Consider the following 15,276-nt stretch of genomic DNA (forward strand, 5'->3'; position numbering starts at 1 on the left):
CTCACGAAGATGGGTCGCTAATCAAGAATTCGCCGCGCGACCTAACGATCCTCCACAGGGTGCAAAGCCGTCTATTCCTCCCGGAGTCTTCCCGTGCTGTCTATGACGACTTTTATCCTTTCGGGCTCCCCCATGAGACGCATGGCTTCGTGGATTCGGTCGAGCGGCATACGGTGCGTGACGATCTTCTCCGGATCCACAAGGCCCTTCTCCATGAGGTCTATCGCTTTGGCCATGACGCGCGGAGTGACCGAAAACGACGCATCCATTCGGATCTCAGTGAAGTGTATCGTTGCGGGCGATACCTCTATCGTGCCTGGGACGATCACGCCGAACATGTTCACTCGAGTCCCTTTCCTGCATAGGCGGAACGCCAGCTTGGCGGCCTCGAGGACGCCCGCAGCCTCGAATACTATGTCCGGCCCTCCTGGGAGGATCCGCCCTACCGAGTCCACCGGGTCTTCCTCGCTCGAGTTGATGACGTGGGTGGCCCCGCACCTGAGAGCGTGCTCGAGCTTGTACCGCTGGATGTCTATCAAGACGAGGCGGCCAGCGCCGGCAGCACTGGCTATCTGAGTGACGAGCAGGCCCATGGACCCGGCTCCTATGACCACCACGTCCTCTCCCACGCGAATCTCGCTGTATTCCACAAGCCCCTTGTACGAACCGGCGAGTGGCTCGGTCAAGGCCGCAGCGATGAAGGACAGCCCAGGAGGCTTTCGGAACACGCTGGTCACCGGGACGCGCACGTACTCCGCGAAGCCGCCGTCCAGCACTCGCTCGAAACCGTCGCCTCCGATGACTGCCCCATTCTCGCAGTAGTGCTGCATTCCGAGACGGCACATGCCGCACCGTCCGCAGAACACCGCCGGAGAGACGATGACCGCGTCTCCTTTGCGAAAGTCCTCCACCCCCGGACCCGTCTCGTCGACCATGCCCGAGATCTCGTGCCCCATGACGATGGGCGGCGTGTAGTTGCGTCTCGCCCCAATGAAGGCGGAGTAGTCGGTCTGGCACACACCGCACGCCGCCACCCGAACCACCAGCTCGCCCGGCCCTGGCCGCGGCTTGGGAACGTCTCTCAAGACGAGCTGATGCGGGCCCTCGAGGACAGCTGCCAACATCGAAGTCCCCCTCCTTGCGCGAACTTGCGCCGCGTCGTCACACTCCGGGTTTCCACTGGGTGTGGAAGGAGCCCGGTCGATCAACTCTCCTGTACGTGTGGGCGCCGAAGTAATCTCGCTGGGCCTGGATGAGGTTGGCGGGCAAGTGTTCGCACCGGTACGAGTCATACCATGCCAAAGCGGAGCCCATGGCGGGCACAGGCAGCCCGCGCAGAACGGCGGCGCTCACGACCTTTCTCCACGCGCGCTGAGCCAAGGCCACGACTCGACGAAACTCCTCCCCGAGGAGCAGGTTGCAAAGGTCCGGGTCCCTTCTGAACGCCTCGGCCACACGGTCGAGGAAACGGGCTCTAATGATACACCCGGCTCGCCATGTCCGCGCCACCGTCGCAAGGTCCAGCTTCCAGCCGTATTCCACGGATGCCTGTCTCAAGAGGGCGAAGCCCTGCGCGTAAGAACAAATCTTGGAGGCGTAGAGTGCCTGCTCAATGTGTCCTAGGGTGATCCGCATCGCATCCCGCTCGTCACCGCCCGGTCTCCCGCCTAGCCCCGCCCCGTCGTTCGGCGCCGGGCCCGAACATGCGCCGCGCTCCACTGCGTCCTCCTCCACCTGCGCCTCAGGCCAAGGGCCCGCAAGGCATCGCGACGCCAGCTCACGCTCGCCTTTGAGAGCCGACACGAACCGCGCGAAAACGGCCTCAGCGATCGTCGGGGCAGGTACGCCCAGATCCAACGACTCCAGGCTCGTCCACTTTCCAGTCCCCTTCTGCTCCGCCTCGTCCAGAATCACCTCCACCAGGGGGCGTCCCGTTTCCGCGTCGACACGCCTCAAAACGTCCGCGGCAGCCTCGATGAGATACGATTCGAGCTCCCCGCGGTTCCACTCATCGAACACGTCCGCAGCCTCCGCCACACCTAGGCCGCAGACCTTCCTCATCAGATGGTACGCCTCAGCGATGAGCTGCATGTCCGCGTACTCGATCCCGTTGTGCACCATCTTGACGAAATGGCCCGCGCCACCGGGGCCCATGTACGATGCACACGCTTTGCCGTCCTCCCGAGCCTTTGCCGAAATATCCACGAAGACGTCACGCAGGAGCGACCAGCCTTCCGGGTCCCCTCCCGCCATGATGCTCGGCCCGCGTCTCGCGCCTTCTTCGCCGCCTGACACCCCTACCCCCAGGTACCGCAGGCCGAGCTCCTCCAGGGTCCTCTGCCTTCGCACCGTGTCCCTGAAATGCGAATTCCCACAGTCTGCTACCACATCCCCGGGTTCAAGCACCTGCGCCAGTTGCTCGATCGTGTCGTCCACCGCAGCGCCTGCCCTTACCATCAGCACGATGCGCCGCGGTGTCGAGAGAGTCTCCACCAGCTCAGCGATGGATCGCGCGGGAACCACCCTCGCGCCATACCCGGCTGCATGAGCCTTCCTCACGAACTCCTCCATCGTCGCCAGCGTGCGGTTGAACACCGCGACCCTGTACCCGCGGTCAGCCATGTTGAGGACCAGATTCTGCCCCATCACCGCGAGACCCACCACACCCACGTCGGCTTTCCCATTCGCCAAAGACGCGTCCGCTCCGCGGGCTTCCTCCGTTCGGTCAGCGCTGCAGCGCGCGCCATTCTCCATGCCTTTCATTCCTCTCCTTCACACCCCTCGCATCCGCCGTCGCGCGCCCCACGATCGAGCCCCGCCCTCTCCGCCCGACACCGCGTCATCCTTTGACCGCCCCGGCAGTCAACCCTGCAACGATGTACCTTTGAGCGATGAGCGCTATGACGAGGATCGGCACTGTGATGACCACGGCGGCCGCCATGAGCCCGCCCCAGTTGATCTCCGAGTACGATAGGAAGTTGAACACCGCTATGGGCAGGGTGCGGGTTCGCGCTCCCGTAAGGACCACCGCGAACATGAAGTTGTTCCACGAGAAAACGAATGACAAGATGGAGCTCGTCAGCACACCGGGGCCTGTCAACGGCAGTAGGACGCGCGAGAAAGCCCCCGCCCGCGTGGAACCGTCCACCATCGCCGCCTCTTCCAGTTCCTTGGGCAGAGACTCGAAGAATGGCACCATCACCCAGATCATGAAGGGCAATCCGACGAGCATGTGGCTAAGGATAAGGGATGTGTACGTGTCCACCAACCGCAGCCTCGAGAAAAGTATGAACCAGGGAATGAGGAATGTTATCCCCGGAACGATTCGCGCAACCAGGATCACCAATGCGAGCTTCCGTTGGCGGAAACGCGCTATGGAGTATGCGGCCGGCAACCCGAGGACTAGCGACAAAAACGTGGAACCCGCCGCGACGACGAGGCTGTTCCAGATGAAGTGCGTGAACTGATACTGCCGGAACACCTCCTGGTAGTGCAGCAACGTCGGTCTGAACACCCACGAAGGAGGCATCCGGATGATGTCCGCCTGCCGCTTCAGCGAACACACCGCCATCCAAAGGAACGGAAAGACGAATGGGATTATGATGACCAGAAGGAGAAGCACGTGCGCTATCTCTTTCCTCAGCCGATCTCGCGACCTAACCTTTCGCGTCGCGCCTTCCCGCGCGCACCGCTCCGCAGCCGCCGTCTTGGCGTTGCCCCATGCCTTGTTCGCTCGCATCGTGAACACCATGACAACCCCCGATCACGCCTCCACTGGTCTTCGAGCCCAGCTCAGGACTATGGCCGAGCCGAGCACTATCGCGAAGAAGATCATCAGCAGCGCGGAGGCCTTCCCCATCTGGAAGTACTGAAAGCCAAGGACGAACGAGTAGATGTTTAGAGTCTCCGACGAAAACCCGGGACCGCCCTGGGTCATCGTATAGATGATGTCGAAGGTCTTTAAAGCATCTATGGCTCTGAGCGTCATTGCCGCTACTATCGCCGGCCGTAGCAGGGGAAGCGTGACGTGCCGGACCGTCTGCCAAGGCGTTGCCCCGTCGACCAGAGCCGCTTCGAATGGGTCGCGGGGAAGCGCGGTCAACGCCGCAAGCACGATGAGGGTGATCATCGGCGTCCACTGCCACACGTCCACGAGCACGAGCGACGGCAAGGCTTGCCGGGGAGAAGCCAACCAGTGTAGGGGCGGCAGACCCAGAAGGCTCAAGAAGTAATTCGCCACGCCTATCGTAGGCTCGTATATGAGCAGCCACACCATCCCCACGGCCACGGGCGTCGCGACCATGGGAAGGAGGAAAACGGTCTTGACAAGGTTCCTGCCTCTCCCTTCCCGGTTGAGCGCAAGTGCGATGGACACCCCCAACAGCGTCTCCAGGATCACCGCAAGGATCGTGAAATAGAAGGTCCGCCACACAGCGCCTGAGAACCTGTCGTCGCTCAAGATGAGTGACGCGTAATTCGCTGCACCCACCCATGAAGGTGGCGCCATGGATGACATGCTCCACTCCGTTGTCGACAGCCTGAGCGTGTACGCAATGGGAAACACCATCATGACGAAAACGAACACCAGCGCCGGCAGCGGAAAAACGTATCGGAGGTTTCTATCGAGCCAACCACCCCGCAACATGACCCACCCCCACGTGGCAACCGGCGAAGGGCCCCGGGCCCGGCAGGGGCCCTTCGCTCGCATCTTCCATCTCCGGCCGAGCGCACGCAGCTACCGACGGCTATTTCTCCTTGTCGAGCAGCGCCTGGTAGTCCGCATTCGCTTTCTTGGCCGCCGCGGCCACGTCGCCGCCTTCGATAGCGGTGACTATGACAGAGCCGATAATGTCTCTTGCCTGGCCCACCGCAATGACATTGGGCCGGTCATACGGAAGGCCTATCTTGCCCGACTGCGCGATGACCGACACGAGCTGCGCAGGGAAGTTCTTTATCCCTTCCTCGCTCTCCCAGGCCGAGGTGCGCGCGCTGGGAACCTGCCGGTTTTGAGTCTTCAGGGTCGTCTCCTTGCTGGTAGCCCACTTTATGAACTCCCATGCAGCTTCCTTGTGTCGCGACGTCGCGCTCATGGAGAGCCCCCAGGACACGATCGAGTACGGTCTCGCGCCCGCTGGTCCCGCGGGGAAGACCGCGAACCCGACTTTGTCGCCCACTTCAGACTGCGCCGGGTCGAGGAGGTTCGAGTAGAAGACAGATGCATCGGTGTACATTGCCGCCTTACCCTGGGCGAAAATGGCCAGGGCCTGCGGCCAGCTCATGTTCAGCACCCCTGGAGGACCGTACTTGCGAAGCAGGTCTCCGTAGAACGTGAAAGCCTTGATGGCTTCGGGAGTATCCAGCGTCGCTTTGCCGTCCTTGTCGAAGGCTCCACCGAAGCTATAGAGGTAGCTGGAGAATTGCGTCACGGCGGGTGAGCGCTGACCTCGGGATACTATGCCGAACATCCCCTTGCCAGGGTTGTGGAAGTGCTTCGCGGCCGCCTCGAGCTCGGCGAGCGTCGTGGGGACCTTGATATTGTCCTTCTCAAACAGATCCTTTCTGTAGTAGATGATCTCCTGCTCAGTTACGATTGGTATCCCGGTCACGAAACCTTTCACGGTCTCCGCCTGAACCGCCGCCGGGAAGAAGTCAGCGAAATCCCAGTCTGCCTGTGTGAGCCTGGGATCGTCGATCAGTTTCTTGAGGTCGGTGTACCACCCGTTCTTGTGGAATTGCTTGGCTTCCTGAAGGGGTCTCTGCATGAACACGTCGATGGTGGACGTCCCCGAGGCGAACTCCACGGTCAGCTTCTGAGTGAGCTGATCCTCGAAATAAGACTCCGCGTTCACCTTGATGCCCGTGGCCTGCTCGAATTCGGGGATGAGGGGTCGGATCGCATCAGCCCAGGGATGGTTCGCGAGGACGACCCTGAGAGCCGTCCCCTTGTAGGGCTGCTGCGCGCCAGATGCGGCAGTGCCGACAGCCCCCAAGAACACGACGGCAACGCACAAGGTGACGAACCTCACATGCCACTTCATCGTGCTTTCCTCCCTTGCGTAGTGAACGTTCTCTCACGAGCTCCAGATTGCCTCGAATTCCCGGCGTACTGCTCCAACGCGGACGGCCGTCTCGTCAAGGCGTCCCACCGCACCGAGCGTTCTCCCTACGGTTCTCGTCACCTCCTTCCGTCAACTCCTTCCGTCAAGGTCGGCAGCGTCTCTATCTGGAGAGGAGCGGGAGACGTGAGCGCCTCGAATCCAGGCCTGCCCGCCAGTGTCTCCCACATTGCCTCGGACACCCAGATTCTCTCCAGTTGCAGGGTGTTATGGACTCTCACCACCCGGGCCCTTTCCGGACTTGTGCCGGTCAACGTGAGGAGGGCGAGCGCGACGGCATCGCGGGGCGTCGGCACCACCACGGGCAGTCTCGCGGACGCGAGGACCCTGGAAGTCACCGCGTTCGTGTACATCTCCACGAAGTCCACGCCGTCCAACACTTCCTGGGTTGTGATGTCGGCTACGCCGATTCCGCTGGCATTGCCGTGGGAGTCGGAAGTGAGCCCAAGGACGACTATCCGCTGCGCCTGAAAACCGTCCTCGCCGCTCATCGTCGGCTCGGAGTACCGTCCTGTCACGTTGGGGTCCATGCCATCCCCGCTGATGTCCTTCCCTATCTCATCCACTACCAGCACATCGCAAGAGTCGAAGAGAAACCGCCCCATCCTCTCCCGAGCTATCCGCAGTAGTTCGGGCTCGCGGCTCAGGATCTCTTCACTCGGTACCGCCTCTATGAGAGCCGTCTCTTGAGCGGCGTTTTCGACGGTGGCGACACCGAACAATACCCGTGCCCTCGCGAGGATCAACCGCGCCGCCGCGGGAAGCAGCTCTGGGAACCGGGAGAAGCCAGCCGCGTGGAGGACGCTGGCGCCCTTGTGCTTGCCCAGGCCTATGGCAAGCATTTTCACGAGGCCGCTCTCGATGGGGCCACGAAAACAAGTGTGCGGCTTGACCCTGTTGACGACTATGACCCCATCAGCCTCCCAGGCTTCTCGGTCGAAGTATACGGGCACGCCCGAGTCCAGGCGCCCCAGCTCCACTACGTCCATGGACGCCCGCACCTCGATCCCGAGCGCACGCTCGCTGATGCCGTAGTCGGCGAGGACCTGCCTCTGCCCTTCGGCCGTGGCGCCACTGTGGCTGCCCATCGCTGGAACGACGAACGGGACAGCGCCCTTCTCGCGCACTATCTCGGCTACTTCGGACACGATCTCGGGCAGGCCTGCGATCCCACGACTTCCAACCGCGATAGCCACTCGCCCGCACGCGGGTATCCTCGCGCCAAGGCCCGATAGTTCCAGCCCCCGGCGAAGCGTCGCACGGACATCGTCAACCTTGCTCCGGTCGAACGCCTGGCGGACCCACAAGCCCGTGGGCATGGGCACTTCGAGGCTGCGGAAACCCTCCGGCCGTAACCCCACAAGCGATCTTTCCGGATAGAGCCTACGCTCGAGACGATTCCCATCAAGCGCAGCCACGACACGACCTCCTGATGGCAGCCTCCGATGACGTCCTCACGCTGTTTCCGACCCCTGCCGCCTCAGTCACCGCGCCTCTGCGCGCTGTCGTCCATCAACTTGACGTACAGCGCCCTGTGCCTCGCCAAGCCTTCGAGATACCGCGAGTGCCTCGCGTCGTCAGGTGTGAAGACCATGCCGGTGGCGGCGGGAGGGTCCGCGCCGTCCCGGAAGGCCCCCAGCGCTCGCCACGCAACGAGCGCCGCCCCCCTCGCAGTCGGCTCCGGCTCTTGGGACTGCACAACCGGCCGCCCCAGCACGTCCGCAAGTATCTGTAGCCACACGCGTAATCGCGAGGCCCCTCCCGACGCGATGATAGTCCTCCCGTTTTCACCGGTGGCAGGGAGCCTGGCCGCTATCTCCGCGAACCTGTATGCCACTGCCTCAAGGCATGCTCGCACTATCTCTTCGGGGGTGGTCGCAAGGCTCATCCCCGTAATGGTGGCACGCGCTCCGGGATGCCATCCCGGGCTGCGTTCACCCGCCACAAAGGGCAAGACCGTGAGAGAGTGCGAGTCCGGCGCCATTGCGGCCACGGTCTCCTCCCATGCCGCCTCCCCGGCCACGCCCTCCCTCCCATTCTCCTGGCCGGGTTGAAGACGAAGGAGGCTCGTGAGCCACGCGAGGATGTTGCCGCCCTCGCTCAGCGCACCCCCAACCAAGCTCCGGCGACGGTCGACTTTGTACACCCACAACCCCGGGATCACGTGGGGATCGCCCTGTTCCACGACTCTGAGCGCGCCGCTCGTGCCAAGAGCGAGGGCGATGTTTCGTGAATCCCCAGCTCCGCTTCCGAGGTTGTGGGCGGCACCGTCTCCAATGGCCGGGAACCAAGGAACGTCCGCCAGCTCCGGCCAACGCTCTCTGAACCGAGCTTGTAGACCCGAAGCTGGCTCGTCCACGTCAACCAGGGGAGACAACTGCCCGGGTGAGATCCCCAGCAAGTCCAGGAGCGAGCCGTCCCATGCCAGACGCGCCCGGTCGAGCAACCCGGCCCACGACGCCACCGAGAAACTGCATCGCGCCCGGCCGAACAGCTGCGACTCGAGGTACTCCCCGATCGTCATCCACCGCGCGACTCGGCCGAACAGTTCAGGGCGCGTTCGCCTCAGCCAGGACAGCCGCACCGTCAAATAGCTGGTGTGTAGAGGACACCCCGTTCGCTCGTACACCTCCACGTGAGGCACGACATCCCTGAGCCTGGCGGCGTCCTCTTCGCCTCTCGTATCCGCCCAGGTGAAAAGGGGGGTGATCGGCCGGGAGTCCTTGTCCAGCCCACACACGCTCGACACGAAGGTCGCAATGGCGACACCACGCACTGAGGCGTTCTTGCTTGACGAGCCCAGAGACGCCAGAGCCCGTCCGCGCTCGAGCGTGGCGTCCACACAACCCCACACGCTCTCCGCCAGCTCCGCAACGTCTATCTCGCTCGCTCCGCTTGCGGACACCCTCACTCTCACGGGCGCCCGCGCCAGGGTTGTCGTCACAACGCGCGCGTGCGCATCCACCAACACGCTCCTCACAGCCGAGGTGCCCACGTCTATCGCCATTACGAACGGCGGCGCCGCTTCGCGGGAGTCCATTGCCTTTCCGCAGGCCTCTCCTTCATTCACCACGTGATATGCACCAACTCCAAGAGCTGTCGAGCGGGATCCCCCGATCTCCCCTCGATACGCCTAACCAAGACTTGCCACGGACCTCGCGGGATCCTCGCCCTTTGCCCTGCTCATCTCCGAGATGATAGCGCGCCGCACCCCCTCAAGGTGCTCCTGAAGGAGCCTCTGCGCCACAGAGACGTCTCCCTTCCGCATCGCCTCCAGTATGGCGATGTGCTCGTCCAGCGCCTCGTCCACACGCGCGTTGAGATTGCGCATGAGGTCCACTAGGGCAAGGATGCGTGCGGACAGGTCACGAAGACGCTTGTTGTTCGCCGCACCGATCATCTCCGTGTGGAACTTCCGATCCAGCTGCTCGAACATCCTGCGCCGCTCTTCGCCGCGCAGGGACCGGACGGCCCGGGTCTCTTCCAGAAGCAGTTCGATGTCTTGGGGTCGCATCACTCTCATCGCGCGCCGGAGGGCGTATAGCTCGATCATCTCCCGGATGTCCGCGATCTCCTCCACGTCCTGAGCTGACAGTTCCACCACGTAGTACCCAACGCGCGGAGCGAGCATCACCAAGCCCTCCTCGACGAGGGCGTTGAGGGCGTCCCTGACCGGCGTGCGGCTCACGCCGAATCGTTCCGCCAGGGAGTCCACGGCAAGACGGGCGCCGGGAAGGAGCCGCAGGGAAACAATGTCCTCTCGAAGGATGCCCCGTATTTGCTCAACAAGGCTGGTACTGACTATGCGTTCGTCCATGTTTCACCACCGAATACAATATATCACATATTATGCATTGGCTCAACGCTCTCCCCAAGAATTCTCATGGAAATCGCCTCCCCTCCCACCGCCGCGTCACGCGGCTGGGATGTCAGTCCAAGCCCTTGGCCGCAAGGCGCTCCCTGACCACCCTTTCCAGCTCATCCAAGCCCGCAAGCCCTGCGAACGCAGGCTTTCCGTCAACGTAGAGGTTCTCCTCCCCAAACCGGAGGGCGTCCTCGCGTGTGTGGACGACATACTCTTCGGTGGTGACCCTGTCAGAAATGGATCTTGCGTGGGCAAGGCGTGTCCGGTAGTAGCGAGCCATCCACGGGCACCTCGCGTTGAGGACCGCCTCCACCCTCACCTCACTGCCTGAGGACTCCGCTTTCCGCACGACAGGGACGAACGTGACCCTAGCGCCTGGGTCGGACGATCGCAGAAGGACGATGCCAGAGCCACCCCACCCAACCACGGCGAAGCCGAACCTCTCGAAGAACCCAGTGGGCATCCAGTCAGGGTAGGTAAGCACCGCCGTTCCCCGAGCTCTTTCCGAAGCCTTCAGGGCGAGCTCCATGAGGGATCTCGCGATTCCCCGACCTCTCGCCTTCTCGAGAACCCAAAGGCACCTGATGACCCACAGACCCTCCCCTTCCAGCGGAAGCGGGGCTGCCTCGATGGGCATGACCTCGACACGGCCGACAGGCTCTCCCTCCAGGAACGCTCCGAACACCCTCGCGCCCATCTCCAAGGCGTGCAGCTGTGCCGCGCGGCTCTCCTGCAGGAGCTTTGAGAGCTCGTCTGCACAGACTCCCGACGGGACGCACATCTGGTTCAGAGAGTCGATGTCCTCAGCCATGATCTCACCCAGTCTGACGCTCTCCATGTACCGCTTACCTCCTTTCCACGCTACAGTCCATCCTCCGGTTCCGCTGCGAAGCGGGTCCTCACGGGGCACCTTCCTCACGCGCCTCTTGCGGGAACCGCCGGCGGCCGAGAGGCCTTCCGACGATCTGCTATCCGACGCAAACCCGCGCGCGTACGATTCTCCGCGGACGCGCGCAAGTCCTTTCGTCGCCGGGATCGCATGCCGAGTGCTCCGTATCCCGGCGCGACATAGTGCTGCCGCAGCGGGGAAACCTACACGCGTGAAGTTGGGACTAGGATGTTTCGGGTCCCATGCGAGTCCGCCCGCAAGAGGTGTTCCAACATTGCCAGGGGAAAGAGCCCAACGCATTCGGCGCGGTCTCCCGCTCGTCCTCCTCGCGAGTTTCACCGTGCTGATGGTGAGGATGGCATTCGTCCAGCTCGTCATAGGAGAGGATCTGGCGGAGCTCGGCCGTGACCAGCGAGCAGTGATTCTCGCAAAGGTCCCGGCGCGTGCCCCGATTTACGATCGCAACATGCGCATACTCACGGGGGAGTTTGCGAGCAGGGCGGTGGTCGTGTTCCCGGACACAGTCAAAGCACGCGAGGCGGTGGCCCGAATGGTGGCACGTTTTACGGGCGGATCGTGGGAGGCTGTCCTGTCTCGTCTGGATTCCCCGGCTGCGATCTACACACAGGTGGCTGCGGAGCCCTTGAGAGACGGTCGAACCGATGGAATCGACCACGCGACCCTGGACGAGGCGTTCCGCGACCCTGGAGTTGTCATCGTCGAACAGGCCGTGCGCTACCACCCAGACGGCATCGGGGCTCATGTCCTTGGTTACCTCGACCCTTCAGGCACGCGTGGAATAGCCGGCGTCGAACGCCTCTTGGATCGGTACCTCGCTGGAGGGATCCCCGGCAGGATCGCGGTCTACGCCGACGCCAAGGGTCGGCCGCTGCGCGGCCTTGGTGTGCGATGGCTACAAGGAGAGTTCGTGGGAGGCGGGGTGCGGCTGACAATAGATCGTGACATCCAAGCCCTCGTGGAGGAGGTCATGGATGACTCGATCGAGCGGGGAGCGGTCGTGGTGATGGATCCACGGACAGGCGAGGTGCTCGCCATGGCGAGCAGGCCGACCTTTCGACCTGGCGACATCGCGTCCGCCGTCGGTGACCCTGCGGCACCCCTGTTGAACAGGGCCATAATGGCATATCCACCCGGCTCAGTGTTCAAAGTCGTGGTGGCCGCGGTCGCCATAGAGACCGGCGCGGCTTCGCTCTACGACACGTTCTACGATCCAGGGTACGTTGACGTCGGAGCCACGCGATTTCGGTGTTACGCGCACGAGCAGGGCGGCCACGGCATGATCGATCTCTTGGATGCCACCGCATACTCCTGCAACACGGCCTTCATCACCATCGGTCTACGAGTAGGCGCAGCGAGGCTGCTGGACTTCGCCGAGCAGCTGGGATTGGGCTCGACAACCGGGGTCGCGCTCCCGGGTGAACAGGCCGGCGTCATCCCGGAGGCGCAGTCGCTGTCGCCTCAAGACGTCGCGAACCTGGCCATAGGCCAAGGACGGCTCAGTATGACTCCGTTGCAGGTCGCCACGGTAATGTCCGTGATCGCCAACGGCGGACTGCTTCAGCGTCCCAGGCTCGTAAGGGAGGTGCTGCCCGGCAAAGCGCCCGACCGCCGTGCCTCCGGCCTTGTCGTGGAGCCCGCCGAGCCGGTGAGGGTGTTCTCTGAGGATACATGCCGACAGGTGGCCTCGATGCTCGAGGCCGTGACCAGACGGGGCACGGGGACCGCAGCGTGGGTGGAGGAGGGTGGTTCCGCCGGAAAGACCGGATCCGCGGAGACCGAGAAGGAGGACAGGACTGACTCGCCTACGTCCCACGCCTGGTTCGCGGGGTTCGCCCCTCTCTCGGAGCCAAGGCTCGTTATCGTGGTTTTCGTCGAAGAGGGCATGTCCGGCGGCAAGGCCGCGGCGCCCGTGTTCGCGCGCATCGCCCGCCGCGCTCTCGAGATCTATCGTCCCTCGGAATGACTCCAAGTGCGTCGGCGACAGGCGCTGGGCAGTCAGCGTCGCTCACTCACGTCACCTAAGGCCGGCCCCTGCGGGCGCGTCGGAAGGCGTGCGTGAGCTTGACGCCTACCGAGCACACGCTCAGTCTGCCGCCCGTTGCCTGAGAAGGCTGAGGGCCCGCTGATGCTCGCGGAAGGTGCGGCTGAAGACATGTCCGCCGTTGTCGTCTGCGGCGAAATAGAGGTACTCCACGTCTGCGGGGTGAAGGGCCGCACGAATCGACGACAGACCCGGCGACGATATGGGGCCGGGAGGCAAGCCAGGCACTATGTAAGTGTTGTACGGCGAGTCCACCTTGAGATCATCGAAGGTGAGGCGCTCCTTCCACGTCCCCAGGGCATACTGAACCGTGGCGCACGATTGGAGTGGCATGTGCCTTCGCAGTCTGTTATAGAACACCGCAGCCACGACAGGCCTGTCCTCGGGGAGTCGAGCTTCCCTCTCTACCATGGAGGCTATGGTCAGCACCCCATGGAGGCCGAGACCCCTCGCGGCCTCGGCCGCGTCGTCCGTGGCGTACTCCGGAAGCACCACCTCGGCGAAACGACATACCATGGCCGCGATGATGGCCTCCTCGGGGACTCCAAGCTCGACCTCGTAAGTGTCAGGGAAGAGATAGCCTTCCAGGTTCCCAGATAGCTCCATGCTGCCGGCATCCACCCGGAAGCCTTCCACTTGACCCGTGGCGAGGGCAAGGAACCTCGCCCGCGAGACGAGCGACTTCCTTTGGAGCAAGCTCGCAATCTCAGTGAGGCGATACCCTTCGGGGATCGTGAACCTCACTCGCTCCACGCGGCCTTCCGCAAGGGCCTCCAGGATCCCTAAGGTCCCCATCCTCGAGCTCAGACTGTAAGTCCCCGCTTTGAGCCCATCCTGGACACCGGAGAGCCGCGCAGCGGCCCGAAACGCGAATTCCGATCGGATCAGCCCTTCCCTTGCGAGCAGCTTCGCGATGTCTGAAGACGTCAGCCCTCTCTCGACCCGTACAGTCACCATCTTCCCTGAACCGAAAGGAAGGACAAGAAAAGCGGCCCACGTAAGGCAAAGCACGGCGAGGGCCATCACCGTCGCCGCCGCATACCACGCTCGCACCCCGGGTTTCGCCCGAGTCCCGGGGCCGGTCCCGGGAACGGCGCATGATGCGCCGGCGACGACGGCGTCCTCAGCGCCATCGTCCGTCGTTCGGACCTCAGTACCGGCCGCTTGGTGCTTCCTCGTCCTCCCCGCCGCGTCGGCGTTCCTCCTACCGAGAGGAGCGAACCAGCCTCCCGGCTTGCCTTGCCCTCCTCGGATGCCGCCTCTCACACGATCACGTTCCTGACGCTAGTCCGCGTTCTCAGTCCCTGTCTTCGTCCTCGTTCTCGTCGTCCTCAGAATCCAAGGCGTCATCTTCGTCTTCGTCCAGGTCCGAGTCATCCTCGTCTTCCTCTTCGAATTCGTCCTCGTCCTCACCCTCGTCGCAGGCTTCCTCCAAGTCCGCGCAGAGGGCTCCCGTCACTTTCTCGTATTCGTCGTCGTCCAGATCGACCAGGACCTCCTCGCCGTCCTCATCCGTCTCGACACGGAAGATGCACGCCTCGACCTCTTCGTCCTCCCGCGCCTCGCTGTCCGCGTCCGCGGGCACCAGAACTACGTAGGTATTCCCCTCAAACTCCATGACGTCTTCCACTGCGAAGGTCTCTTCCTCGCCATCCTCGTATACAAGGGTTACGACATCGTCGATCTCTGGCACTTGGGCCACCTCTCTTTCACATCCGAGTGTATCCATCTTGGGTCGTCGGGTCAATGCCCACCTTGGTCGCTGTCAGCCGCTATGCTCCCCACTGAGGCTGGCTTTCATTCCTCCCCCGCCCCCGGCCCTTCGGCCCCACCATCACGCTTTCCTTCGCCGGAAATGCCATGAACGCACGACCCCTGGCTCGCGCGTGTCTCTTCGTCGCCCGCACCGTCTTCACCGTCTTCTCCGACAGCCTCTCGGCTGTTGTCGAGATAGCCCTGGAGGATTACTGCGGCCGCGACCGAGTCCACGAGGCCCTTGCGGCGGCGCCTCGAGACGTCCGCCTCGATCAGGGCACGTTCAGCCGAAACAGTGGAAAGCCTCTCATCCCAGAAAACCACCGGCACCCCGGTGCAAGCCCCTAGGGCTTGCGCCAAACGTTTCGCTCGAGCGGCGCTTTCTCCGAGAGAGCCGTCCATGTTCTTCGGCAAGCCCACCACTACCTTGCCAACCTCGTTGGCACGCATTATCGATGACAGGTGCTCCACGTCCTCGCCGAGCGACCTCCTCCGGACCACCCCTGCAGGCTGCGCGACGACCGCCATCGGGTCTGAGAGGGCGATGCCGATGGTTCTCGTGCCGACATCAAGACACATGATCCTCAAA

The 15,276-nt window shown here is 63.2% G+C and carries 12 protein-coding genes and 1 pseudogene; 1 reads left to right on the plus strand and 12 read right to left on the minus strand.

Translation table 11 applies throughout. The features are described 5' to 3' along the window. Positions 1-71: 71 nt before the first annotated feature. The 9 genes from NUW12_05300 to NUW12_05340 all read right to left on the minus strand — a co-directional run bounded on the left by NUW12_05300 (position 72) and on the right by NUW12_05340 (position 10,819). On the minus strand, positions 72-1,124 hold the full coding sequence (locus tag NUW12_05300; GenBank protein ID MCR4402188.1) for an alcohol dehydrogenase catalytic domain-containing protein: 1,053 nt from the start codon (positions 1,122-1,124) through the stop codon (positions 72-74). A gap of 37 nt (positions 1,125-1,161) precedes the next feature. Further along, positions 1,162-2,763 (minus strand): NADP-dependent phosphogluconate dehydrogenase, encoded by a 1,602-nt coding sequence (gene gndA / locus NUW12_05305; protein ID MCR4402189.1) that lies wholly within the window; start codon positions 2,761-2,763, stop codon positions 1,162-1,164. Positions 2,764-2,839: 76 nt separating this feature from the next. Next, on the minus strand, positions 2,840-3,748 hold the full coding sequence (locus NUW12_05310) for a carbohydrate ABC transporter permease (GenBank protein MCR4402190.1): 909 nt from the start codon (positions 3,746-3,748) through the stop codon (positions 2,840-2,842). A 15-nt stretch (positions 3,749-3,763) separates the two neighbouring features. Next, positions 3,764-4,645: a sugar ABC transporter permease gene (locus NUW12_05315; GenBank protein ID MCR4402191.1), complete on the minus strand. Its 882-nt coding sequence runs from the start codon at positions 4,643-4,645 to the stop codon at positions 3,764-3,766. Positions 4,646-4,745: 100 nt separating this feature from the next. Further along, complete coding sequence (locus NUW12_05320; GenBank protein MCR4402192.1) at positions 4,746-6,038, minus strand: sugar ABC transporter substrate-binding protein; 1,293 nt, start codon at positions 6,036-6,038, stop codon at positions 4,746-4,748. 137 nt (positions 6,039-6,175) lie between these two features. Next, a complete protein-coding gene (locus NUW12_05325) occupies positions 6,176-7,534 on the minus strand; it encodes a DUF362 domain-containing protein (protein MCR4402193.1) in 1,359 nt (452 codons plus the stop codon). 62 nt (positions 7,535-7,596) lie between these two features. Next, a complete protein-coding gene (locus NUW12_05330; GenBank protein ID MCR4402194.1) occupies positions 7,597-9,189 on the minus strand; it encodes a gluconokinase in 1,593 nt (530 codons plus the stop codon). Between the two features lie 60 nt (positions 9,190-9,249). Continuing rightward, a complete protein-coding gene (locus tag NUW12_05335; GenBank protein MCR4402195.1) occupies positions 9,250-9,933 on the minus strand; it encodes a GntR family transcriptional regulator in 684 nt (227 codons plus the stop codon). A 112-nt stretch (positions 9,934-10,045) separates the two neighbouring features. Then, on the minus strand, positions 10,046-10,819 hold the full coding sequence (locus NUW12_05340) for a GNAT family N-acetyltransferase (protein ID MCR4402196.1): 774 nt from the start codon (positions 10,817-10,819) through the stop codon (positions 10,046-10,048). 325 nt (positions 10,820-11,144) lie between these two features. On the opposite strand from NUW12_05340, the gene NUW12_05345 reads away from it, so the two are divergent. Then, positions 11,145-12,854 carry a penicillin-binding protein 2 gene (locus tag NUW12_05345; GenBank protein ID MCR4402197.1) on the plus strand — a complete coding sequence of 570 codons (1,710 nt, stop codon included), beginning with the start codon at positions 11,145-11,147 and terminating at the stop codon, positions 12,852-12,854. 120 nt (positions 12,855-12,974) lie between these two features. On the opposite strand, the gene mltG is transcribed toward NUW12_05345, so the two are convergent. The 3 genes and pseudogenes from mltG to ruvX form a co-directional block, all read right to left on the minus strand. Next, positions 12,975-14,198 carry an endolytic transglycosylase MltG gene (gene mltG / locus NUW12_05350; protein MCR4402198.1) on the minus strand — a complete coding sequence of 408 codons (1,224 nt, stop codon included), beginning with the start codon at positions 14,196-14,198 and terminating at the stop codon, positions 12,975-12,977. Between the two features lie 31 nt (positions 14,199-14,229). Beyond that, positions 14,230-14,625, minus strand: coding sequence for a DUF1292 domain-containing protein (locus tag NUW12_05355; GenBank protein ID MCR4402199.1), 396 nt, complete (start codon positions 14,623-14,625; stop codon positions 14,230-14,232). 251 nt (positions 14,626-14,876) lie between these two features. Beyond that, positions 14,877-15,275 (minus strand): annotated as a pseudogene (ruvX, locus tag NUW12_05360) (Holliday junction resolvase RuvX). Between the last annotated feature and the right edge of the window lies 1 nt (position 15,276).

The organism is Bacillota bacterium, assembly GCA_024653485.1.
Classification (GTDB): Bacteria; Bacillota; SHA-98; order UBA4971; family UBA4971; genus UBA6256.